This is a genomic window from Pseudomonas sp. KB_12 (assembly GCF_052114545.1).
Lineage (GTDB): Bacteria > Pseudomonadota > Gammaproteobacteria > Pseudomonadales > Pseudomonadaceae > Aquipseudomonas > Aquipseudomonas brassicacearum.
Genome location: NZ_JBFREY010000001.1, coordinates 194,170 through 217,904, shown reverse-complemented (window position 1 = coordinate 217,904; position 23,735 = coordinate 194,170). Strand labels below are relative to the sequence as shown.

At 62.3% G+C, this 23,735-nt stretch carries 19 protein-coding genes; 9 read left to right on the top strand and 10 right to left on the bottom strand.

Translation table 11 applies throughout. From position 1 onward, the window contains the following. Nucleotides 1-26: 26 nt before the first annotated feature. The 7 genes from AB4Z20_RS01025 to AB4Z20_RS00995 all read right to left on the bottom strand — a co-directional run bounded on the left by AB4Z20_RS01025 (nucleotide 27) and on the right by AB4Z20_RS00995 (nucleotide 9,268). Entirely contained in the window at nucleotides 27-2,177 is a 2,151-nt protein-coding gene (locus tag AB4Z20_RS01025) for a hypothetical protein (RefSeq protein WP_442089155.1), read from the bottom strand. Next, the gene (locus tag AB4Z20_RS01020; RefSeq protein WP_253470519.1) at nucleotides 2,164-3,357 is read right to left on the bottom strand and encodes a DUF3142 domain-containing protein; all 1,194 of its coding nucleotides are present in this window, start codon (nucleotides 3,355-3,357) and stop codon (nucleotides 2,164-2,166) included. Before AB4Z20_RS01020 ends, AB4Z20_RS01025 begins: the two co-directional genes overlap by 14 nt. A 161-nt stretch (nucleotides 3,358-3,518) precedes the next feature. Continuing rightward, nucleotides 3,519-4,331, bottom strand: coding sequence for a class I SAM-dependent methyltransferase (locus AB4Z20_RS01015; RefSeq protein ID WP_253470521.1), 813 nt, complete (start codon nucleotides 4,329-4,331; stop codon nucleotides 3,519-3,521). Further along, nucleotides 4,325-5,479 carry an acyltransferase family protein gene (locus AB4Z20_RS01010; RefSeq protein WP_442089154.1) on the bottom strand — a complete coding sequence of 385 codons (1,155 nt, stop codon included), beginning with the start codon at nucleotides 5,477-5,479 and terminating at the stop codon, nucleotides 4,325-4,327. Before AB4Z20_RS01010 ends, AB4Z20_RS01015 begins: the two co-directional genes overlap by 7 nt. Continuing rightward, nucleotides 5,476-6,348: a class I SAM-dependent methyltransferase gene (locus AB4Z20_RS01005; RefSeq protein WP_253470525.1), complete on the bottom strand. Its 873-nt coding sequence runs from the start codon at nucleotides 6,346-6,348 to the stop codon at nucleotides 5,476-5,478. The genes AB4Z20_RS01010 and AB4Z20_RS01005 overlap by 4 nt, the downstream gene beginning before the upstream one ends. Beyond that, nucleotides 6,345-7,637 (bottom strand): glycosyltransferase, encoded by a 1,293-nt coding sequence (locus AB4Z20_RS01000; RefSeq protein ID WP_442089153.1) that lies wholly within the window; start codon nucleotides 7,635-7,637, stop codon nucleotides 6,345-6,347. The genes AB4Z20_RS01005 and AB4Z20_RS01000 overlap by 4 nt, the downstream gene beginning before the upstream one ends. After that, nucleotides 7,631-9,268, bottom strand: a complete 1,638-nt coding sequence (locus tag AB4Z20_RS00995; protein WP_442089152.1) for a glycosyltransferase — start codon at nucleotides 9,266-9,268, stop codon at nucleotides 7,631-7,633. The genes AB4Z20_RS01000 and AB4Z20_RS00995 overlap by 7 nt, the downstream gene beginning before the upstream one ends. A gap of 425 nt (nucleotides 9,269-9,693) precedes the next feature. Between AB4Z20_RS00995 and AB4Z20_RS00990 the strand changes: the two genes are divergently transcribed. Genes AB4Z20_RS00990 through AB4Z20_RS00955 form a run of 8 tightly spaced genes read left to right on the top strand, consistent with a single transcriptional unit; the run spans nucleotide 9,694 to nucleotide 18,697 of the window. Further along, nucleotides 9,694-10,608: a GDP-mannose 4,6-dehydratase gene (locus AB4Z20_RS00990; protein WP_253470531.1), complete on the top strand. Its 915-nt coding sequence runs from the start codon at nucleotides 9,694-9,696 to the stop codon at nucleotides 10,606-10,608. Continuing rightward, a complete protein-coding gene (gmd, locus tag AB4Z20_RS00985) occupies nucleotides 10,605-11,573 on the top strand; it encodes a GDP-mannose 4,6-dehydratase (RefSeq protein WP_442089151.1) in 969 nt (322 codons plus the stop codon). Before AB4Z20_RS00990 ends, gmd begins: the two co-directional genes overlap by 4 nt. Nucleotides 11,574-11,576: 3 nt before the next feature. Continuing rightward, nucleotides 11,577-13,019 (top strand): mannose-1-phosphate guanylyltransferase/mannose-6-phosphate isomerase, encoded by a 1,443-nt coding sequence (locus AB4Z20_RS00980; RefSeq protein WP_442089150.1) that lies wholly within the window; start codon nucleotides 11,577-11,579, stop codon nucleotides 13,017-13,019. Next, nucleotides 13,019-13,816, top strand: a complete 798-nt coding sequence (locus tag AB4Z20_RS00975; RefSeq protein ID WP_253470537.1) for an ABC transporter permease — start codon at nucleotides 13,019-13,021, stop codon at nucleotides 13,814-13,816. Before AB4Z20_RS00980 ends, AB4Z20_RS00975 begins: the two co-directional genes overlap by 1 nt. Further along, the gene (locus AB4Z20_RS00970) at nucleotides 13,816-15,081 is read left to right on the top strand and encodes an ABC transporter ATP-binding protein (RefSeq protein ID WP_253470539.1); all 1,266 of its coding nucleotides are present in this window, start codon (nucleotides 13,816-13,818) and stop codon (nucleotides 15,079-15,081) included. Before AB4Z20_RS00975 ends, AB4Z20_RS00970 begins: the two co-directional genes overlap by 1 nt. Then, complete coding sequence (locus AB4Z20_RS00965) at nucleotides 15,078-16,445, top strand: glycosyltransferase family 4 protein (protein ID WP_253470541.1); 1,368 nt, start codon at nucleotides 15,078-15,080, stop codon at nucleotides 16,443-16,445. The genes AB4Z20_RS00970 and AB4Z20_RS00965 overlap by 4 nt, the downstream gene beginning before the upstream one ends. Beyond that, complete coding sequence (locus AB4Z20_RS00960) at nucleotides 16,436-17,566, top strand: glycosyltransferase family 4 protein (RefSeq protein ID WP_442089149.1); 1,131 nt, start codon at nucleotides 16,436-16,438, stop codon at nucleotides 17,564-17,566. The genes AB4Z20_RS00965 and AB4Z20_RS00960 overlap by 10 nt, the downstream gene beginning before the upstream one ends. Continuing rightward, nucleotides 17,567-18,697, top strand: coding sequence for a glycosyltransferase family 4 protein (locus AB4Z20_RS00955; protein ID WP_214511111.1), 1,131 nt, complete (start codon nucleotides 17,567-17,569; stop codon nucleotides 18,695-18,697). Nucleotides 18,698-18,866: 169 nt separating this feature from the next. Here AB4Z20_RS00955 and AB4Z20_RS00950 read toward each other — a convergent pair whose 3' ends face one another. Both AB4Z20_RS00950 and AB4Z20_RS00945 read right to left on the bottom strand, forming a co-directional pair. Beyond that, a complete protein-coding gene (locus AB4Z20_RS00950; protein WP_442089148.1) occupies nucleotides 18,867-19,493 on the bottom strand; it encodes a glutathione S-transferase family protein in 627 nt (208 codons plus the stop codon). 125 nt (nucleotides 19,494-19,618) lie between these two features. After that, nucleotides 19,619-20,521, bottom strand: a complete 903-nt coding sequence (locus AB4Z20_RS00945) for a LysR family transcriptional regulator (protein ID WP_442089147.1) — start codon at nucleotides 20,519-20,521, stop codon at nucleotides 19,619-19,621. A gap of 332 nt (nucleotides 20,522-20,853) precedes the next feature. On the opposite strand from AB4Z20_RS00945, the gene AB4Z20_RS00940 reads away from it, so the two are divergent. After that, entirely contained in the window at nucleotides 20,854-23,067 is a 2,214-nt protein-coding gene (locus AB4Z20_RS00940; RefSeq protein WP_442089146.1) for an LTA synthase family protein, read from the top strand. 13 nt (nucleotides 23,068-23,080) lie between these two features. On the opposite strand, the gene nudK is transcribed toward AB4Z20_RS00940, so the two are convergent. Beyond that, nucleotides 23,081-23,677, bottom strand: coding sequence for a GDP-mannose pyrophosphatase NudK (gene nudK, locus AB4Z20_RS00935; RefSeq protein ID WP_253470554.1), 597 nt, complete (start codon nucleotides 23,675-23,677; stop codon nucleotides 23,081-23,083). Between the last annotated feature and the right edge of the window lie 58 nt (nucleotides 23,678-23,735).

The following is a 23,735-nucleotide window of genomic DNA, read 5'->3' as shown; positions in this document are numbered from 1 at the left end:
CTCGCTCCCACAATGGGTTATTCAGCTTAGCTGGCCGATATCCGCGCCTTGCGCCGGCGCCGGCTGATCAGCCCCAACGCCACCGCTACCAGCAGCACGGCCCCGCTCACTTCCAGCCAACCCTTGTAAGGTCGCAGCGTCGAGCGTATCGGGTCCAAGGCCTGGGTCACGTAGCGTTTGTTCGCCTTGCTGAAGTCCGGTTCCTGGCATTGATGACCGAAATCCCCGGCCCAATCCACATACGGACCTTCCTTCACATAGCGTTGATACAGCGCGCTTTGCTCCTCAAGGCTGGAGTTGTAGCCCACCGCTTTGCACAACACCGCCGCAAACGCCTGGCTGGTATGCGGCAAATAATCCGCCGCCTGGCTCGCCAGCGCCGTGGCGACAAACCGATAGTGATAACGCATGTCCGGCTGCGCCGCGCTGGCCTGCTGGCGTTGCACTTCGCCTTCGGCCACCAGCGGCCCGACCTTCAGCTCAACCGGTTCCAGGCTGTAGTTGCCGCCCAGGCTGGCGTAATCCGGCGCCATCTCATAGCCGAGCAACTCCATGCCCCATTTGCGCGCCATCCAGGACGCATTGAAATAGGCCTCGGCCCGTCGGGTTGGCCACCATTTGGACTCCGCGTCCTGGCGCAATTGCCCATAGGCGCGGGCCTTGTTCTGCAGGTCCGCGTTATCGAAATAAGCCGGTGCCTCATCAAAGCGCCCTTCCCTCAACAACCGACGACCCAGCAGATTGCGCAGGCTCGCAGCCACCGGCAGCGGCACGTAGTTGTCCCGATCCTCCTGGCTCAACGCCGGTGGTGCCGGGACTTGGGCGTCGACGTACTGCTTGAGCTCATCCACCGTCAGCACACGCTCGGCGACTGCGGCGGCGTCGTACCAATAATTGCTCTGGCCGCGATAGAGCTGATCGAAGGCTTGCAGGTAATCGCCGCGCTGCAAGGCCAGGATCGCGCTTTCACCTTCGACCCGGCACTTGGGCTGCACCGACTCGAAGTTCCAATCCGGTGTCCGCCGGCTGCCCCAGGATTCATCGTTCGGGAAAGCCTGGGCAGCCTTGGCATAAGCCGCCGCTGCGGCCACTTTGTCGCCGTCGCGCAAGGCCAGCTTGGCACGCACCCACCAGGCCAGGCCGGTGTCGGCAGCCTTTTGCACAAAAGCCTGGGCACTGGCGTAATCGCCGTGCTGGTAACTCACCGCCGCCAAACGGTCGGCATCGTCCAGGTTGTCCCGGGCGTTGGCTTGCAACAGTTCGAACAGCCTTTTCTCGCCAGAGGGTTCTTCACCGTCCCACCAGCCGACGCGGCTGAGCAGGTAGGCGGTGACCAATCGCTGCACCGCCTTGGACTTGAGCAGCTCGCTCAAGCGCTCATCCGGCTGGACGCTCAAATCACCGGCCAATTGCAGCAACGAGCTGTAGCCCACCGGGGAGCCTTGCAGGTTCTGGATCGCATACAGGCCGATGGCACTGTCCCAATCGTCAGCGGTGTAGGCCACCCGGGCTTCTTCGCCAAGGCTGGCGATGCCCAGTTCCAGCGGATCGCTGAAGCCGGCAATGCTCAACTCGCGGGCCTGGCGAAACGCCGCTCGCGCCTGGTCCTGCAAGACTACAGGGTCGCCGCTGCCGGCCTCGGTGCTCACGGCGAACAACGCCCGGCCGAGGGAATACGCGGCCCATGTGCTGCGCAACCGACGTTGGTCGGCCGGTAACGCCAGCAATTGCTGGAACGCTTCCACAGCGCGCTGATGCTCACCGATGTTGAAAGCCGCCGCGCCAATCGCATACAGGCGCAGCTCATCAGGCAGGTTGGCCGCTTCGGCTGCCACCTGGTCGACATCGGTCAGGGCCCGCAGGCGCTCCACCACCGCTTGCTGCGGCGGGGTCAGGCCGATCTGCTCGGCCTGGTTGCGTTGTTCAACGTAGGACGGCGGGTCGTCATAGCTGTAGTCCGGATTGCGTGTCGCGTCGGTGGCCGGCTTGAGCCCGGCAATCGCCTGACCGAGACGGCTGACCTCGAAGCGAAAGCTGCCTTCGGGTAATTCGGCCAGTGACTGGGCGCGGTTATCCAGCAGGCGCATCGGGAAATCCGGCCCGCAGGCCAGCGCTGGGCCCAGCGGCAGGCAAAGGCTCAGACACAGTAGGTGACGAGGCCACTTACGGGTAAACATTGAAACCTCCTTGGTCAATTTTCGTACAGCGCGCCCAGCCGATTGCCCGTTGGCTGCCAGCAGCCAAGCGGCCTTCCTGAATGCGGGTGAAGGTAAGCAGTCCGGGGGTTTGTTGCAACGTATAACCGGCCAAGGCATCGACGCCGTCACACGCGCCGACAGCCAGCGTCAGGCGCTGGGGCCAGGGGCTGTCGAGATTGCCTTGGTTAACCAGGCGGATATCGTACAAACCACCCTGTTCCCCCCACTGCAACGCCAGGCGACTGTCCAGGCTGTCTCCCCGGGCGACGGCGCCGAGCGTGGTCAGGCTCCACGCCCGTCGGTCGCCGGCCAGCGGCAGGCGAAACCAGATCAACCCAGCGAGATGCTTCGGCGGATCGGCACGCAAATCTGCCGCAAGCCCGGCCACTTGTTGCGGATCGGCCAGCAACTCCCGACGCTCGCCACCGCGATCGATCGGCACTTCGCTTTCCACCACCGGCACGCCACTCTCCTGGGTCAGCAGCGCCACGCCGTACGCCGGCAGGGCCAGATAAAACGGCCGTGTGGTGACGTCGCTCCAACGTTGCGCCCAGTGCCGGGCCTGTTTCGGATCGAACAATCCCTGCCTTGGGTCGCTCACCGCGTGGACCTGCAGCACGCTGCTGTCCACCCTTTCCAGCAACCCCGGCAAGGCGGGGCTGTCGAGCCAGGCCGGTAGCGCGGTAATACTTAGCCGCACATTGGCCGGCAGGGCTTGCCGCAGTTGGCCGAGGAACTTTTCATAAGCCGGCAACCGTGCGTTACCGGCATCGTGGTCGATTTCTACCCCTACCGGGGTCAGGCCTTGGGCTTGCCAATCGCCCAGCACCTGCTGGATCTGCGCGATCACCTCGTCCTGGTCCAAAGCCTTGAGCTGCCCGTCCAGGCGAATCACAGCGATCAGCGGACGGCCATCAGCCTTGAGCAAAGCCGGATCGATCCGCGCACGGCTCCAGCCCGCTCCGGGAAAAGCCTGCAACGCCAGCACCCGCAGGCTGGAGAAATCGCCCTGGCTCTGGCGCAGCGCCGGCTCGTGGGCCTTTGTCCATTGACGCTGCCAGATATACAACTGTTGATCCAGGGCTGGGGGCGGCGGTTGTTCGCAGCCCGCCAAAAGCAACACGGCGAGGGCCAGGGAGAGCCGGAAAAGAAAAGTCATGAAGCCTTACCGCGCGCAAAAGATGTGCAGATTAACGCCGTGCACGTCATTGTGGGAGCGAGCTCGCTCGCGATAGCGGTGTATCAGTCAATCTATAGGCGGCTGAACCAATGCTATCGCGAGCAAGCTCGCTCCCTCAGGGTTGAGGTCTACCAACGTCATCAAGGCTTACGCGCAATAATCACCTGACTCTTGGCCACCACCGCGTCCAGCGCCTGCTTGATTTGCGCACCGCGCGGTGAATTCAGCACGGTTTGCCAGGTGTCGGCCCAATGATTGAGCAATGGGTGGTCGGGGTTGCTGAAATCGACCTTGGCCTCCCAGAACAACAACATCCACATCGACCAGTAGAAACCGTATTGGCTGTGGCTCAACACCGTAAGCCCGGCCTCGCTGACCATCGCCTTGAACTGCTCTTCGCTGATGATGCGAATGTGGTTGGGCTTGCGGAAGTACTCCGGCGCGGCGATGTCCTTTTGCAGGTCTTCGGAGCTGGGGTGCGGCACGCTCAACAGGTACAGCGCACCGGGCTGGCCGACCCGTACCAGTTCGGCAAGGAACTGCGCCGGGTCGTCGACATGCTCGATGACTTCGGTGGACACCACCCGCGTGGCCGTGGCGTCGGCAATGGGCAGCGGGTTGCAGTCGGTCACGTGGCACTCGACTTCGCGCGCGGGGGTGTCGCTCAAGCGCTGGCGAGTGGCCTCGACCTTGGCCGCGTCGATGTCGGCGATGATGATCTTCGCCCCGCGCATCGCACAGAAATGCACGTTGCCGCCGTCGCCGCACCCCACGTCCAGCAGCGTGTCTTCAGGGGTCACCGGGAACCCGGTGAACAGCTCGCCGGTTTGCTGGTTGAACCAGCCGCTGAGCATCGCATCGTGCAGCCCGAGCATATACGGGTCGACCTTGTCGGCGACCGGCTCAGCGGGCGCGGGCGTGCCCGTGGTGAGTTTCTTCAAAAGGCTCAGCATGACGGGGCTCCAGAGACAGGAAGGACGGTTCGGGCGGCGGCCAGGCGTTCAACCAGTTGGGCGCCACGATTGCGCATGGGCATTTCGACCCAGCGGTAGTTGAGTTCGCTCAACAGCCCGATCAGCGACAAGGCACAAGCCAGGGCCAGCCAGGGATGGCTTGCCGGGTCCGGCGAGCCCAAGGGGGCGAAACGAAACCACAACTCGCGCAACAGGAAAAACACCGGGATGTGGATCAGGTAGATCCCATAGGAACGACTGCCCATCCAGGTCAGCGCCGTTTTAAAACGGCTGCGAGGCAACAGGTAATCCCGATCATACGAGGCCACCCAGACCAGCACGGCACTGAGCACTGCAATGACCCCGAGACGGTAGAACGACAAATTGAAGTGCTCGGTCGCGATCCAGGCCATCACGCTGCCCAGGCCCACCACCAACAGCACCCCCAAGGGCGGGCGGCGCAACCATGTGGGCTCGAACCGCCAGTAGCTGGACCGCAGGCTCCAGATCGACAACAACACACCCAGCGCCAAGGCATCGGTACGGATCACCGACAGCCACAGCGCCCGCCAGGTGAAAAACTGCACCAGCACCACCGCCAATAGCACCCAGACCAGATAGCGGCGCGAGACAAACACCAGCAGCGGCAGGATCAAATAGAACTGCTCTTCCAAGGAAAGCGTCCAGTACACGAAGCTTGCGCCGTATTCATAGTGCATGAACGCATCGGCAAAACGCAGGTTGGCGAACTGCAGGAAACCGGCCAGGGTCGCCTGCAGGTTGGCCTGCACGCTGCCGAACGCCCCGGAGCGGTTCAGGAAGAACACCGCGAACAGCACCAGCAGCAGCCAGAGCCAGGCCGACGGCAACAGGCGAAACGCCCGGCGAATCCAGAAATCCCGGGTGACGATCCAGAATGGCCGAGGGCTGTCGCAGCGACGCAATTGCGGGATCAGGCTGCGTCCGATGACGAACCCGGATATCGCGAAGAACAGATCCACGCCCCACCACAGTTGGAAGCTGTCGGCCAGGGCTGCCAGGCCCGGCCATCCGCCAGGAAACGGCATGCCTTGCAGGTGATGGAACAACACGCCCATCACCGCAACGGCGCGCAGCAGCTCGATGTCCATGATCCGCTTGCTGCTCATGAAGTGCTCCCGGAGAAAGGATCGGGTTTACGCGCGATGATGACCTGGCTCTTGGGCATGAACCGGTCCAGCACCTGCTTGATCGCCAGGCCGTCAGGTTGCGTCAGCAGGTCCTGCCAGAGGCTCGCCCAACGCTCCATCAACGCAGGATACGGCGCCTGGATGCGGTCGCGCACCGCACCTTCCAGGTCCCGGCCAGCCGCCTGCTCGCTGGCCCAGAAGAAAATCATGCCCATGACCCAGAAAAATCCGCTGGCCTGGCGATGCTCGATTACCAGCCCGGCCTCCTCCACCAGCGCGGCAAATCGTTCGGCACTGAAAATCTGCACATGGTTGGGTGCTTGAAAGTAGCCCGGCGGCGCGATGCCTTGCTGCAAATGCTCGCCCACCGATGCCGGCACGCTGAGCAAATACTGCGCCCCTGGCCGGCCCATGCGCACCAGTTCAGCCATGAACGGCTCCGGCTCATGGATATGCTCGAGCACCTCCATGCAGACGATCTTGTTCGCACAGCCATCGGCCAGGGGCAGCGGCAGGCTGTTGCTGACCAGGCCCAGGAAAGGCGCACCGGCCTGGGCCTCGACCTGGCGGGCCAGGTCGCGCACCTTGTCTTGTTCGCTGTCGGTAAAGATCACGGAGGCACCCTGGCGCATTGCAAACAGGGTCGCCACGCCTTCGCCGCAGCCGACATCCAGCAAGGTGTCGTCGGCCGTGATGGCAAAGCCTTTGAGCAATTCACCGGTTTCACTGCAAAACCAGCCGTCGAGCAGCGCGTCGTAGAGGCCGGCATCCCGGGGCGAAACGGCCACCACCGGCGGTGGCGAAGGTTCCACCGCAGGCCTGAGCCCGGCCAGCCATCGGCGGATCATGACTCCTGCGCGTTCCGGCGCCGCTCAGGTATGGCTTCGAAAAAAACCCGCAAACGCTGCTCGGCGTTGGCCTGGCTGCAGAACTTCTCCAGGCTGCGCACGGCGTGGGCCGACATGCGGCGATAACGCTCGGGGTCGTTTTTGGCCACGTCATAACTGGCGCGGTAGGCCGAACACAGCGAGTCCCAATCGGTGACATAACGCAGGGTCCGGTACGCGGCACGGGGGTCGTGGGGCCAGGCGGTCAACTCCTCGGTCGACTCCACCACAAACGCATTGTCGTGGTCGATGTAGTCGGCCATCGCTGTGTTCAGCGGCGCAATCGCCGGACGGCCGCAGGACATGAACTCCATCAACGGCAGGCACTGCCCTTCGCCATAGGAACTGTTGACCACGTATCGGGTGGCTTCCACCAGCCGCTCGTAATCCGCGTCCGCCAGGTATCCATGTATCAGCACGATGCGGCAGCGGTACGACTGGTTCTTGTAAACGTGATGGAGCATGTCGGTGAGCGCGGCAGTGACGTCGTGATGCGTCAGCTTGAGCACTAGAGTCGCGTCGGAAACGTCGCGGAACGTCGCGCAAAATGCGCTGATCATGTCCTTCCAGTTCTTGCGGCCGTCATAAGGATTGAACACGGAGGTATAGATCACACCGTCCAGGAGCAACTCGCAATCCTGCGCCGGGCCGTCCAGCACCAGCGGCGTACCCGCCTGATGCACCGGCGGACCATAAGGCCGCAGGTCGGTGGTGCGGCTGTCGATCAACAGGCCACGCAATTGCAGGCGCATGTGCTCCACCGTCGGCCGCTGGGCCAGCACCGCGCCGCGCGCCGCAAAGCGGTCCCACACCGGCGCCGCGATGGCAGTGATGGGGAAGTCCTCTCCCATCACTTCACGAACGGTTTTAACGGTGAAGCTGGAGTGGGTAATCGCCATGCCGGTTGCGCCCAGGACCACCCGCCAGTCGTGCCGCGGCTCGCCCTGCCAGCTTTCGGTAGGAATGGTGCTGAACTCCCAGGCGAACACCGCAACTGTCGGGCAAGCGTAGTGGGCAGCAGTACGATGAGGGGGGGAGAACGACAGGAATACGCAATCCTCGCCACGCCCCAGGCAATCGGCGTACAGCTGATCGACCTCGTCGTCAGGCCGAGTCACTTCGACGACCCGCCCCAGCCGCTCCAACACCGGGCGAAACTCCTTGAGCACGAAGTAATAGCTGTACTCGGGCTTGCCGAGGTTTTCCAGAATGTTGCTCTGGTTGGTTTCCGAATAAATGATGATCAACATGAGGCGGTACCTGCCTGGAGCACCAGCGGCAGCCCTTCGTCACAGCCGGGCACAGCCAGGAAATCCGCCAGGCGCTGCTGCACCGGGGTGAACGCGCAATAGCGGCGCATCCGCTCGTTCGCGGCAACGGCCATGGCCTGGTAGGCCTGCGGCTGGTGCTTCGCCATGGCGTAGCTCTGCTGGTAGGCGAGTTTCAATGAGCCCCAGTCGGGCCGATGGCGCAGGGTGCGGTACAAGATGCGCGAGTCTTCCGGCCAGATGGTCGGTTCGCGGCTGGACTTGACGATGAAGGCCACCTCGGCGTCGATGTAGTCGCGCATCGCCGTGTGGTCCGGTGCGATGACTGGGCGGGCGCAGGACATGAACTCCATCAACGGCAGGCACAGGCCTTCGCAGCGGGACGCATTGACGTAGAAACTCGCCGCGCCATACAGCCGGGCGAATTGTTCGTCCTCCAGGTAACCGTGCATCACCACCACCCGGCAACTGAACGGCGACAGCTGGGACAGCAGCGTCAGCAGCTCGACGTAGTAGGTCGACAGGTCGTTCTGAGTCATTTTCAGTACCAGCGTGGCGTCCTCGACATCGCGCAGGGCCCAACAGAATGCGGTGATCAAGTGATGCCAGTTCTTGCGACCGTCATCGGGGTTGAACACGCTGACGTACACCACCCCGCTGACGTCGGTCTCCACCACCTGGCTGGTGTCCGGCAGGACGGCCTGGGGATGTTCCGGTGGCGCGGGCTCTGGAATGGGTGCAGGAACAGGCTCTGGAACGGCCTCGACGATCACCGGCGGCGGTGCCGGCCCCCTCAGGATCCTGCTGATCGCAACGCGTATCGGCACCGGTATCAAGTCGCGGACCGCTTCGCGATACCAGCACACCAGGTTGTGCTTGAACAGCCACACAGGGCCCTGCTCGTTCTTGCTGGTAAACGCGCGAATCATTTCACGCAGGTAATGGCGGGAAATGAATGCCCGCCGCCGCCAAGTCAGGGGCGGCGGCTCGATGATTGGTTCGGGTTCGGGCTCCGGTTCGGGCTCCGACGCCTCTTCGAAGATCGGCGCGATCAAGCCGTCCGCCGAAAGCCCGAGAGGCCGACTGTCGATGATGCAGCCCTTGATCTGCAAGGTCGTTCCCGGGTTCACCGGCAAGCCTGGGTGTTGCTCACGAACCGCCGCGAAACGCTCCCACAGCGGCGTGGGCAATACCAACACCGGGAAGTCTTCGCCCAAAGTTCGACGGATCGCCTCGGCCGTGTGGCTGGACAGCGTAATCACCCGACCATGACGGGCCAGCGTGCGGCTCCAGTCATGGCGCAGGTCGTCGTCCCAGTGCTCGGCCGGGATCGAATCGAACTCCCAGGCCACCACGCAGACCATCGGACAAAGCAGGCCCAGCGGCGTCTTGTGCGGAGGTGAGAACGAAAGAAACAAGCAGTCCTGCCCGGCCGCCTGCAACGTTTGGTAAAGCGGATCGACCTCGGCGACCGACGACACCACATGCACCGGCCCCAGGCTTTCCAGCACGGGACGATAGGCCTTGAGCACGAAGTAATAGCTGTACTCAGGGCGACCGAGGCTCTGGCTGATGGAGTGATCGTTTACGTCCGAGTAAAGAATGAAATTCATGGGATCCCATCATGGCACCGCCGTCCCGGCAGCCCCACTTCATGACGGTCGAGTCACGCATCGAGCCGGCCCGGGGCCGCCACGCGTCGTTCGTCTTGCTACCCGTCTCGTTCTTGTTTTTTTGTGGTCCCGCCCCTGGGCTCATCTCGAAGATCGAAACCTGGGACAGTGTGACGAGGGGCATTCTAAACACATCCACCAAGGGTTCGTGAACCGCTCGACGTGAATAAACCAGCTATAAATATGAGAACTGACCGGTCACGGTTTGCGCTGTTGAAATTGCGTTGAAATTGGCCCAGATTGGCAACCAAACAACTACAACAAATGCTTCTCCAGGCTGATCGTTGCGTGATTTTTCCCCGATCTTACGGAAATTTCCCACTCGGTTCGCACTAGACGAAGCAACCGTCAAAGGGGGCTGGTGCTTGAAAAAACGTCTGTTCGTTACGGGCCTCAGCGGTTTCGTTGGACGTCACCTCAAATCTCGACTGAACGGTCATGATTCGGCGTGGCAGGTGATGCCTGTCGCTGCCCGCTACGACCTGATGGATGCCAAGACCCTGGAAGGCCTCTGGCCCGAGATTCCCGACGCCGTGATCCACCTGGCGGGCCAGACCTTTGTCCCCGAAGCCTTCCGCGATCCGGCACGCACCCTGCACATCAACCTGCTGGGCACCTTGAACCTGCTCCAGGCCCTCAAGGCCCGGGGTTTCACCGGGACATTCCTGTATGTCAGCTCCGGTGATGTCTATGGCCAGGTCAGCGAAGACCACCTGCCGATTACCGAACTGCAACTGCCCTCCCCGCGCAACCCGTATGCGGTGAGCAAGCTGTCGGCCGAACTGCTGAGCCTGCAATGGGGCATGAGCGAAGGCTGGCCGGTGCTGGTGGCCCGCCCGTTCAATCACGTCGGTCCCGGGCAGAAGGACAGCTTCGTCATTGCCAGCGCCGCCCGGCAAATCAGCCGGATCAAGCTGGGCCTGCAACCGGCTCGGCTGCAAGTGGGCGATATCGACGTGACCCGCGACTTCCTCGATGTCGGCGATGTGATTTCGGCCTACCTGGCCCTGCTGGACAACGGTGCCCCGGGACAGGTCTACAACATCTGCTCGGGCCGCGAGCAGAGCATTCGCAGCCTGATCGAACAACTGGGCGATATCGCCCAGGTCGACGTGCAACTGATCCAGGACCCTGCGCGCCTTCGCCGCGCAGAACAGCGTCGCGTCTGTGGTAGCCCAGCCAAGCTACGACAGGCCACCGGATGGACGCCTGAAACAACAACACAACAATCCTTGCGGGCGATCCTGTCCGACTGGGAGATACGGGTACAACAAGAATGAAAAGTGCATTGATCACAGGGATCACCGGTCAAGACGGCGCGTATCTGGCCAAGTTGCTGCTCGACAAGGGTTGCAAGGTCCACGGCCTGGTGGCGCGACGAAGCAGCGACTCGCGCTGGCGGCTGCGAGAGATGGGCATCGAACAGGACATCGTTTACCTGGACGGTGACATGGCCGATGCCTGCTCGGTGCAACGGGCCGTGATCAAGTCGGCGCCGGACGAGGTGTACAACCTGGCCGCGCAAAGTTTCGTCGCGGCCTCCTGGGACCAGCCGGTGACCACCGGCATCGTCGATGGGCTGGGGGTCACCCACCTGCTCGAAGCCATTCGCCAGTTCAGCGCGCATACGCGCTTCTACCAGGCGTCCACTAGCGAAATGTTCGGCCTGATCCAGGCCGAGCAGCAGGACGAGCACACCCCGTTTTACCCACGCAGCCCCTATGGCGTGGCGAAACTGTACGGCCACTGGATCACCGTCAACTACCGGGAAAGCTTCGGCCTGCATGCCAACAGCGGCATCCTGTTCAACCACGAATCACCGCTGCGTGGCATCGAGTTCGTCACCCGCAAGGTCACCGATGCCGCTGCGCGCATCAAGCAGGGCAAGCAGCAGGAGTTGCGCCTGGGCAATATCGACACCAAGCGCGACTGGGGCTTTGCCGGCGATTACGTCGAGGCCATGTGGCTGATGTTGCAACAGGACACCCCCGACGATTACGTAGTGGCTACCGGCGTCACCACCACTGTGCGCGAGATGTGCAGGATTGCCTTCGAACACGTGGGCCTGGACTACCGTGACTTCGTCAAGATCGACCCGGCGTTTTTCCGCCCGGCCGAAGTCGAAGTGCTACTCGGCAACCCGGCCAAGGCACAACGCGTCCTGGGCTGGAAGCCCAGGACCGACCTCGACACCCTGATCCGCATGATGATGGATGCAGACATGAAACGCGTCGCCAAGGAGTAGGCCATGCTCATTCCCGTGATTCTCTCCGGCGGAGCCGGGACGAGGTTGTGGCCGGTGTCCCGCGAAGACCACCCCAAGCCCTTCATGCTCTTGCCCGATGGCCAGTCGCTGCTGGGCAAGACCTATCGGCGTGCCGCGGGGTTGTTCGACGGCCAGGGCGACATCGTCACCGTCACCAATCGCGAGTACTACTTCCAGAGCCGCGACCACTATCAAAGCGCCCACCTGGAGCGTCATCGCGGTCACTTCGTGCTCGAACCGACGGGCCGCAACACCGCGCCGGCCATTGCTAGCGCCGCGCTCGCGGTGCAGGCCCTGCACGGTGACGACGCGATCCTGGTGGTCATGCCTGCCGACCACCTGATCCAGGACGAGGCCGCCTTCCAGGCCTCCGTGGCGCACGCCGTGGAACTGGCCAAAAACGGCCACCTGGTGACCTTCGGCGTATTGCCCTCGGCGCCGGAAACCGGCTTCGGCTATATCGAACGGGGCAAGCCCCTGGATACCAAGGGTGCGGCCAAGGTTGTGCGCTTCGTCGAAAAACCCGACCTGCAGACCGCCACGCAATATCTGGAAAGCGGCCGCTTCCTGTGGAATTCGGGGATGTTCTGCTTCTCGGTCAAGACCCTGCTGGCGGAGCTGCAAGCCCACGCCCCCGAGCTGCTGGAACAGGCACGCGCCTGTGTCACGGCCAGTACGGCGGTGGAAACTTCAGGGTGTGTGCAGCAGGAACTGTCCGCGGCACATTTCGCCGAAATGCCAGACATCTCCATCGACTATGCCCTGATGGAGCGCTCCGCCAATGTCGTGGTGATTCCCGCGGCATTCGACTGGAGCGATATCGGCTCCTGGACCGCCGTCGCCGGCCTGGTGCCCGCCGACGGGCAAAACAACCGCGCCACCGGCGAGGCCCTGTTTATCGACAGCCAGAACAACTTCGTCCAGAGCGACGGCCGCCTGGTGGCCGCCCTGGGCGTGGAAAACCTGATCATTATCGACACCGCCGATGCCGTGCTGGTGGCCCATGCCGACCGCGCCCAGGATGTTCGTCGCGTCGCCCGGCAACTCAAGGACAAGGATCACGAAGCCTATCGCCTGCACCGTACGGTCAGCCGCCCATGGGGCAGTTATACCGTGCTCGAAGAGGGTCCACGCTTCAAGATCAAGCGCATCGTGGTCAAGCCTGGCGCTTCGCTGTCGCTGCAAATGCACCATCATCGCAACGAACACTGGGTGGTGGTCGAAGGCATGGCCAAGGTCACCAACAACGGCTCGGGTTCGCACCTGGTCGCCAAGAACGAATCGACTTTCATCCCCGCCGGCCACAAGCACCGCCTGGAGAATCCCGGCGTGATCGATCTGGTGATTATCGAAGTGCAAAGCGGCGAATACCTGGGGGAAGACGACATCGTCCGCTTCGAAGATCACTATGGCAGGGCCGTCTGATGCTGCTGGCCTTGCAACGCACACTGTGGAGCTATCGCGGCTTCGTCCTTGGCAGCGTCAAGCGCGAGTTCCAGGCGCGGTATCGCAACTCGTTGTTCGGCGCGCTTTGGACGGTGCTCAACCCGCTGTCGATGATCCTCGTCTACACGGTAATTTTTTCCCACATCATGCGTGCCCGCCTGCCCGGGGTGGAAGACGGCATGGCCTACAGCGTCTATCTCTGCGCCGGGCTGCTGACCTGGGGGTTGTTCGCGGAAATCACCACCCGCAGCCAGGGCATGTTCCTGGAAAACGCCAACCTACTGAAGAAGATCAGCTTCCCCCGGATCTGCCTGCCGGTGATCGTGCTGTTCAACGCCGGGATCAACTTCGCGATCATCCTCGGGCTGTTCCTCGGTTTCCTGTTGATCACCGGGCGCTGGCCGGGCATTACCTTGCTGGCATTGGTGCCGCTGCTGGCCCTGCAAGTGATGTTCGCCGCCGGGTTGGGCATGCTGCTGGGGATCCTCAATGTGTTTTTCCGTGATGTCGGGCAGTTGTTCGGCATTTGCCTGCAATTCTGGTTCTGGCTCACGCCGATCGTTTACCCGATGACGATCCTGCCGCCGCCGATCCAGCAACTGCTCGCCTTCAATCCCATGACCGCCCTGATGCAGAGCTACCAGAACCTGTTTCTCTACAACCAATGGCCGGTCTGGAGCTCGCTGGTGCCGTTGCTGGTGGTCGGCCTGCTGTTATGCACCTTGGGCTTGCGCATGTTTCGTCGGCGCGGCGGTGAAATGGTGGACGAACTCTGATGGGACATTTGCGCGTCAGTGGCCTGGGCAAGGCCTACAAACAGTATCCGAACCGCTGGAGCCGGCTGTTCGAATGGTTGATCCCCTTTTCTCGCCAGCGTCATCAGTTGCATTGGATCCTGCAAGGAGTGGATTTCGAGATCCAGCCCGGGGAAGCCGTCGGCATCGTCGGGGTCAACGGTGCCGGCAAAAGCACATTGCTCAAGATGATCACCGGTACCACCCAACCCACCTGCGGCCACATCCAGTTGCAAGGTCGTGTCGCCGCGCTGCTGGAATTGGGCATGGGCTTTCATCCGGACTTCACCGGTCGCCAGAACGCGTTCATGGCCGGTCAGTTGCTGGGCATGCAGGTGGAGGACATCGAAGCCTTGATGCCCGAGATCGAAGGGTTCGCCGAAATCGGCGAGGCCATCGACCAGCCGGTACGTACCTATTCCAGCGGCATGCAGATGCGCCTGGCCTTCAGCGTCGCCACCGCCCGGCGCCCGGACATCCTGATCGTCGACGAAGCGCTGTCGGTGGGCGACGCCTACTTCCAGCACAAGAGCTTCGAGCGCATCCGCAGCTTCCGCAAGGCCGGCACCACGCTGCTGATCGTGTCCCATGATCGCTCGGCGATCCAGTCGATCTGCGACACCGCCATCCTGCTGGAACACGGACGCATGGCCATGCGCGGCAAGCCCGAAGAAGTGATGGATTATTACAACGCGATGCTGGCCCAGCGCGAAGGCCAGGTGGTCCGCCAGGAAATGCTCGCCAACGGCCAGGTGCGCACGATTTCCGGCACCGGCGAAGCCGGCATCATCGATGTACAACTGCTCAACAGTCAGGAACAGCCGGTGGAAGTGGCCGAGATCGGCCAGCCGATGGTGTTGCAAGTGCGGGTTGAAATCCGCCAGGACATCGAGCGGCTGGTGCTGGGCTTCCTGATCAAGGACCGTCTCGGCCAGCCCATGTACGGCATCAACACTCATCGCCAGGACAAAGCCGTGACCGACCTCAAGGCCGGCGAACAGATCACCTTCCGCTTCAGCTTCGACATGCGCCTGGGCAAGGGCAATTACTCCGTTGCGCTCAGCCTGTCGCGGCTGGACTCGCACCTGGACCGTAATTTCGAATGGCGCGACTACGGGTTGGTGTTTCACGTGATCAATAATCGCCAGGAAGATTTCGTCGGCTGTTCCTGGCTCCAGGCCGAGACCTGCATCCGGCGTTCGAGCCAGCCAACCCTCGACGTGCTGCCGCAAAAGGAGTTGCAATGACCCGTCTACTGGTGGAGTGCACCTATGTCTATGAAAACCCAAAGGCAAACTCCGGGATTCAGAGGGTCGTGCGCAATGTCATCCGCGAGCTGCCGACCGAGGACCTGGAGCGCGAATACATTCCCGTGGTGATGCTGCGAGGCAAGCTCTACGAGGTTAAAAGCCTGGTTCCACCACCCGAGAAAGCATGGGACCTGGTCAGCTTGCGCGCACGGCTGGAGCAAGCGGCCAATCTGTTCTGGCTCAGGCACCGGACGCTGGAATCGCGGCGCCCTTTCAGCCAGTCGGCCTGGGCTCGCCGCCTCTTGTACGTCGGCTGTCGGCTGTTTGTCTTTGGCTGTCTGAGTATCCCGATTCGTCTGCTCAACCTGCTTCTCAGACGCCGACAGGTTGCGCCGCGCATCATGCCGCTGGAACACCGCGCCGGTGACCAATTGGTGTTGCTGGACTCCTCCTGGCATGCGGATTTCTTCCCTCTGGCTGAACAACTCAAGCGTGACGGCGTCGGGATCATCTCAGTGGTCTACGACCTGATTCCCCTGACCCATCCGCAATTCTGCGACGCCGGGCTGGTCAAGGTGTTCAACCGCTGGTTCGATTGGATTGCCCGCACCGCCGACGGCTACATCGCCATCTCCACCACCATCCGGGACCAGCTTCGCCAGGAAATGGTTCGGCGCATTGGCGAGCAGCAGGTACGAGAACGCTGGTTCGACTATTTCTACCTGGGCAGCGAACTGGACCAGATTGATCCCACCCAGGCTATCGATCCGAATTTGCTGCGGCTGTTCAAGCGTCCCGAGCCGGTGTTCCTGATGGTCAGCACCATCGAGCCGCGGAAAAACCACGCCTATCTAATCGACGCATTCGAGCGGGCCTGGGCTGCCGGTTCCCAGGCGCGGCTGTGTATCGTCGGGAAGATCGGCTGGAAATGTGAGGCGTTGATCGAACGTATCCGGCGTCATCCGCAACTCGATAGCCGCCTGTTCATGTTCAACAACCTCGCGGATCAAAGCCTGGAACACGCCTATCGAAACGCCACTGCGCTGGTGTTCCCGTCCTATGTGGAAGGTTTCGGCTTGCCGCTGGTGGAAGCCATGCAGCGCGGCTTGCCGGCAATGGGCAGCGACATTGAAGTGTTTCGGGAAATCGGCGGTGATTTCATGGCCTATTTCGATCTCGACGAACCCCAAAGCCTGGCGGACCTGGTCACCGACATGGAGCACACCGGGGTATTCCCGGCCAAGCGCAACCTGGATCACTGGCAATGGCTGAGCTGGCGCCAGGCCAGTGCGCAATTGGTGGAGCGAATCGAGGGCCACGTTAACGAAGTCATCGTCGACCGGGAAACAGCATGCGGATAGCCCTCAACGCGCGCATCCTCCAGGCCCCTCGCACTGGCATCGGCCATTACGTAGCGGAGCTGGCCACTGCCCTGGCCCGGGAGCCGGACGTGCAGTTGTCGCTGTTTCATGGCTGGGGTTGGAGTTCGCAATTGCCGCAAACGGCCGCGCCTGGCTATTCAAAGCTAAGCCCCTGGCTTCGGCGGGTTCCGGGAGCCTATCAGGCGCGGCGCTGGCTGGAGCAGAAACGCTTCGATCAAGGCCGTTCAAAGGCCATCGACCTGTATCACGAACCCAGCCTTTGGCCGCTGGCCTTCGAGGGGCCGACGGTGATCACCCTCCATGACCTCACGCACCTGCGCTACCCAGAAACGCAACCACCGGCACGCCTGAAGGAAATCGAGCGACGGCTCGACCGTGCGGTGGAGCTGGCGCAACTGATTCTGACCGACTCGCAGTTCATCGCCGATGAGGTCCAACAGCATTTCGGCCTCCCCGCCGAGCGCCTGCGGGTCGCGCCGCTGGGGGTAGCGGCGCGTTTCCATCCGCGCGAACCCGCCGCCATCGACGCCGTACTCAAGGCCCACGGCCTGGAACCCGGCCGATACTTTCTCTGTGTCGGCACTCTGGAGCCCCGCAAGAACCTGTCGCTGGCCCTGCGCGCCCATGCCGAGCTTCCTGAATCCGTACGTCAGACCTTTCCTTTGTTCATCGTAGGAATGAGCGGATGGCAACAGGCACAGCTCAATGATGAGTTGAAAGGCGCCCTGGCTGGCGGTCATGTTTGTCTGGCGGGTTACCTGCCTGACGAACAGGTCGCCCAGCTATTGGCGGGGGCACGGGCGCTGATTTTCCCGTCTTATTACGAAGGCTTTGGCCTGCCGGTGCTTGAAGCCATGGCCAGTGGCACACCGGTAATTACCACCCGCTGCTCGGCGATGCCCGAGGTGGCGGGGCCAGCCGGCAATTACTGCGAGCCGGACGATCCGCAAGGCATGCGCGAAGCCATGGGCCGGTTGATGGAAGATCCCCAGCACTGGCAAGCGTGTCGCGAAGCGGGGCTGCAACAAGCGGCGCTTTTTTCCTGGGAACGCTGTGCGAAGGTCACCGCCCAAGCGTATCGCCAGGTCTTGGGAGGTTGAATGCGAGTCCTGCACTTTTACAAAACCTATTTGCCAGACTCCATGGGTGGCATCGAACAGGTCATCTTCCAGCTGTGCGACAGCACTGACCGGTTGGGTATCGATAACACCGTGCTGGCCCTGAGCGGGCAGCCGGCGCCCGAGCCAATCAAGATCCGACAGCATGTCGTTCATCAGGCGCGATTGGACTTCCAACTGGCGTCCACCGGCTTCTCCTACAGCGTGTTCAAGAAATTCCGTGAGCTGGCCGCCGAAGCGGACGTGATCAACTACCATTTCCCCTGGCCGTTCATGGACCTGGTGCATTTTTGCACCTCCGTGAAAAAACCCTACGTCGTGACCTACCACTCGGACATCGTTCGCCAGCGGCACCTGCTCAAGCTCTATCGCCCCTTGATGCGGCGCTTTCTGAACGGCGCCGAGCGCATCGTCGCGGCGTCGCCGAACTATGTTCATACCAGCGATGTGCTCAAGGAATACCCCGCCAAGACCCGGATCATCACCTACGGCCTGAACAAGACCAGTTATCCACAGCCTGACGCCGAGCGCATGGCGGGGTGGAAGGCAAAACTGGGGGAGCGTTTCTTTTTGTTCGTGGGGGTGATGCGTTACTACAAAGGCCTGCACATTCTGCTCGACGCCCTCAAAGGCGTGGATTACCCCGTAGTCATCGTGGGCGCCGGCCCGCTGGAAAAAAAACTGCATGCCCAGGCGGCGGCACTGGGCCTGCGCAACCTGCATTTCCTCGGACGCCTGGGGGACGAGGACAAGGTCGCGCTGCTGGAATTGAGTTATGCCATCGTGTTCCCTTCGCACTTGCGCTCCGAAGCCTTTGGCATCTCGCTGCTCGAAGGCGCGATGTTCGGCAAGCCGATGATCTCCAGCGAAATCGGCACCGGCACCAGCTACATCAATGTGCACGAAGAAACCGGCCTGGTGGTGCCACCGAGCAATCCCGAAGCTTTTCGCGAGGCGATGCGCACCCTGTGGGAAAACCCGGCACAAGCCCAGGCCATGGGCGCCAGGGCCGAAGCTCGCTACCGACAGTTGTTCACGTCTGAAGAGATGGGCCGCAAGTGGGTGCGGCTATACGAGGAACTGCTGGAGGAAAAGGCGCTTTCCTACGCCTAGGTCTACTGGAACGATGCAATTGCTGTGGTAAGGGACCTATCTCTGCCATGTGGGAGCAAAGCTTGCTCGCGAAACAGGCGCCTCGATCTCTGAAAGACCGCAGTGCCTTCATCGCGGGCAAGCCTTGCTCCCACAGTGAAGATAAATCCCCTCGCCACCGAGCTCCGTTTCAGGCGTGCTTTTGCAACCCGACAACCGTACGCGGCATGCCCACAAACCCGGGCAAGGCTTCGATCCGCGCCAGCCAGGCCCGTACATTGGCATAGTCCTCCAACGACACATTGCCTTCCGGTGCGTGGGCGATGTAGCTGTAGCCGGCGATGTCCGCGACGGTCGCAGCGTCACCCGCCAGATAAGCACGGTTGCTCAATTCCTGATCAATGACTTTCAGCACGTTGTGGGAACGGGCAATCACGTCCTCAGCGTTGTAGGCCGCGCCAAACACCGTGATCAGTCGCGCCGTGGCCGGGCCCGCATGGATCGGCCCAGCCGCCGCCGACAACCAGCGCTGCACCCGGGCGGCGCCGATCGGATCGGTCGGCAGCCAGCGGCTCTTGCCATATTTGTGCGCCAGGTACACCAGGATCGCGTTGGAGTCCGCCAGCACCACGCCGTCATCGTCAATGACCGGCACCTGGCCAAACGCATTGAGCGCCAGGAAGTCCGCCTGTTTGTGCGCGCCCTTGGCCAAGTCGACGAAGACTTCTTCGACGGGTAGCCCGAGCAACGAAAGCATCAGTTGAACGCGATGGGAATGGCCGGAAAGCGGGAAATGATAGTGCTTGATAGGGTTCATGGTCGACTCCGCTGCAAGTGACGCCATCAGCACAACGGCGTCGATGGGGTCATCTTCCGCTCCAGGCAGAACCAAGAGAATCACCCAGAAATGCAATCCATTGTTTCAGCCAGCGAAACAATGCTTCAACCGCTCAAGGCCGGATGTTCGCGCAGTGCACCGACGACGAAATCGACAAAACTGCGGACCCGCGCTGGCGCATTTCGCCCGCCCTGGTACACCACATGGATCGGCAGAGGCGGCAATTCGAAATCGGCCAGGACGATTTCCAGTTCCCCGGCCGCCACGTTGCCTGCCACTTGGTAAGACAGGACCCGCGTCATCCCCAACCCCTGGCAGGCCGCCGTGATCGCGGCCTGGTTGGCCGTCACCACCAGCCGAGGCACGGGCCGGACGGCCAACGGTTGGCCTGAATTGATGAAGGTCCAGCTTTTGACCTGGCCAATGGCCGATGATGCCACCACGGGCATTCGCTCCAAGTCCTCCGGATGCCGGGGCCGCCCGTGGCGCGCGAAGAAATCAGGGGCGCCGCACACCACCCGCCGCACTTCACCGACTCGCACGGCGTGCAGGTTGCTGTCCGGCAACTCGCCAATGCGCAGGGCAACATCGATGCCCTCCTCCACCAGGCTGACCGTGCGATCCAACAACAAGGCGTTGATGCAGACCTCGGGGAACCGGTGCAAGTAATCCACCAGCAGCGGCGTGACGAATAACTGACCGAACAGCACCGGCGCGGTAATCGTCAACTGCCCACGGGGCTGGACGTGGCTGCCGGCCGCCGAATCCTCGGCTTCCTGCAAATCGCTCAGGATCCGGCGACAGTCCTCGAGAAAGCGCTGGCCGGCTTCGCTCAAGTACACGTTGCGGGTGGTGCGCACCAGCAATGGCGTGCCGATGCGTTGCTCCAACGCCGCCACCGCCCGCGTGACGCTGGCCGCCGACATCCCCAAGCGCCGCGCTGCCGCCGAAAAACCCGACTCCTGGGCCACGGCGAGGAAAACCTGCATTTCCTGGAACCTGTCCATCCATCCCCCGATGAGAAATCCTGATACAAGTTTTCTGCGCGTCTCAAAGCAGCGCTACGCGGCCATTGTAGAGGCCTGGGCCAGTGAACCACAGCGTAGCGCAGCCAGACACCGGGACATTGGCTCGGCCAGGAGCGATTGCCCTTGGTACCATCCCTCCCCATGACAATTTCATGACCGAAGGAAGAACCTTCTGTGGGAGCGAGTTTGCTCGCGATGGCGGTGTGTCAGTCGATATGAATTCAACTGATCCGACGCTATCGCGAGCAAGCTCGCTCCCACAGGGGTCGTGTCCGTTCAGTAGATTGGTTTCAACCGAAAGGCCTGCTTTTGTGAACGTTCTTTATCGCGCTTCAACCCATCCGCGCGCCGCCCTCATAGCCCTGATTGGCTGCGTACTACTCGTCCCCATGGGCCTGCGTCTCGCCCTGGGCTGGTCCGACCCGCTGGGCTATCTCTCGGACCTGGGTATCGGCGGGTTGCTGATCGTGCTGCTCCATCGTCGTCCCGGGTGGCTGGCGTTCCCGGTATTGCTGGCCTGGAGCGCGTTGACGCTGGCCAGCATCGAGTTGGTCAGCGCGGTCGGGCGGATGCCCAATCCTTCGGACGTGCATTACCTGACCGACCCGCAGTTCGTTGAAAATTCCACCAGCGGCGGCTTCGCCCATCCCTGGCTGGCCGCGCTCCAGTTGTCCGCGCTGGTGTTCTGGCTGGTTACTCAATGGACCAACCGCCCACGCCAGGCGCCACGCTTGCCGCGCCACGCCTGGGCCGTGCCCGTGTTGCTCCTGTTGGGCCACGGCGCGCTGCAAGCCTGGCGCCCCAGCGAGGCGGACCAATGGAACGTGTTCAACCTGCCTCACCAACTCGTCACCGCAGGTATCGCCGCCGGGCAGGACCAGGCCCGGCAATGGCTCGACGGCGATGCGGTGGACCCGGCCCCGCCGATGGAGGGGCTGACCCGCCTGGACCTCGATGGCAACAGACTGCTGGCCGAACCGGGCCGTGCGCGCAACGTCCTGGTCATCGCCCTGGAGGGCATTCCCGGTGCCTACGTGGGCGCCAACCGCCAGGCCTTGAAAAGCAGCTATCAGGAGAACCTGATGCCGCACCTCAGTGCCTGGGCCAAGCGCGGCATGAACACCCCCGATTACGTGCTGCACAGCCACCAGACCATTCGTGGCCTCTACGCGATGCTGTGTGGCGACTACGACAAGCTCGACAACGGCACGCCCAAAGGCGTCGAAATGCTCAACCAGACCCAGCGCAACCAGGCCTGCCTGCCGGCCCAGCTGCGCCAGAACGGCTTTTCCACGCATTTCCTGCAGGGCGCGGGCCTGCGGTTCATGGCCAAGGACCGGATCATGCCGCACATCGGCTTCGACACGACCTTGGGCATGGAGTGGTTCACTCGCCCCGCCTACCTGGAATTCCCTTGGGGCATGGACGACAAGACTTTCTTCGAAGGCGCGCTGGACTACGTCGGGCAACTGCAACAAGCGGACAAACCCTGGATGCTGACCCTGCTGACCGTCGGCACGCACCAGCCCTACTCGGCACCGGATGACTACCTGCAACGCTACGACACCGCCAAGCAGGCAGCGGTGGGTTACCTGGACGACGCCCTGGAAAACTTCCTCGCGGGCCTGGAACGCCAGGGCATCCTGGACAACACCCTGGTGGTCATCACCTCGGACGAATCCCATGGCATCGACGACGTGCGACTGGCCTCCTCCTGGGGGTTCAACCTGACGCTGGCGCCGGAGCCGTTGCCCAGGATCAAGTCAGGCACCTACGGCCACGTCGACTTGACCGCCTCGATCCTCGATTACTTCGGCTTTGCGGTGCCCACGTCATTGTCCGGCCGCTCGATGTTCAGGGACTACCCGACGGGTCGGGAAATCATGTCGTTCACCAACGGCAAGCTGCGCTATCACGATGGCAAGGGCACCTTTACCGAGTGCGACTTCCTCCAGCATTGCCGTGACTACGCCAGCGACGGCTTCATCGCCGACCGCGCCACCTATGGCGGGCAATACAGCGGCCAGCGCGCCAGGCTGATTGGCGCCCGGGCCACGGCCCTGGACCAGACCCTGTTGCGCACGCCCTTGAACCAGCATTATCAATTCGGCAGCGCGGATAAGATCCCGCTGCCGGCCCAGGTCGCCAACGACTGGACCGACAACCTGATCGGTGCCCAATACCTGGAAATGCCCAAGGGTTCACAGACCCGCGTCAGCCTGACCATCCGCGCCGTGGAGGCTGACCACGCCGCCTACATTTCCCTCAAGGCCAAGGAGTTCGAACAGGATGTGTCGATGGACCTGCCGACAGACGTGGCGGTGACACCCGACCAGCCGCTGGTGATGAACCTCCGTTTCGACAACCCGCAGCAGCGCAAGGCGTTTTCCTTCCATCTGCTCGGTCATGGGGTCGGCGCCATCGAGATCAGCGACTTCAGCGTCGTGACCGAACTGCCGGACCAGACCGACCAGCCGGAATATCTGGACGATATGCAGGACGACAGCGAGGCCCAATCCAGCTGAACGAAAAACGCGGCTAATCCAGCAACCGATGCAGCTTGGCGTACTGCAACAGCATGATGGTCTTGCCGTCGCAAATCTCCCCGGTCTCGATCATGCCCAAGGCCTGGTCGAGGGGTAGCTCCAGCACTTCGATCTCTTCGCCCTCGGCTTCCAGGCCGCCGCCTGCGTGCTGCTTGTCTTCATCGAAGTACTCGCCGACGAAAAAATGCACCCGTTCCGTCACCGAGCCCGGGCTCATGAAGGCGTCGAACACCTTGCGCACGTCCTGGATGATATAGCCGGTTTCTTCCTGGGTTTCCTTGCGGATGCAGGTGTGCGGGTCGTCGTTGTCCAGCAGGCCAGCGCAGGTTTCTATCAACAAGTCGTCGTGCCCGTTGACGAAGGCCGGGAAGCGGAATTGCCGGGTCAACACCACGGTCTGCTTGGCCTTGCTGTACAGCAGGATCGTGGCACCGTTGCCACGGTCGTAGGTCTCGCGCGTCAGCTCGCGCCATTGGCCGTTGCGACCGAGGTAGTCGTAGGTGGTCTTGCGCAGCACGTACCAATCATCCGAGAGGACTTCGACGTGCTTGATGCGTACGCGATCCTTGATGCCGATTGCCTGTGTCATTTGCCCACTCCGTTCGGGACCCGAGGTCCCCTTTGAAAACTCCATTCGCACCTCTTCC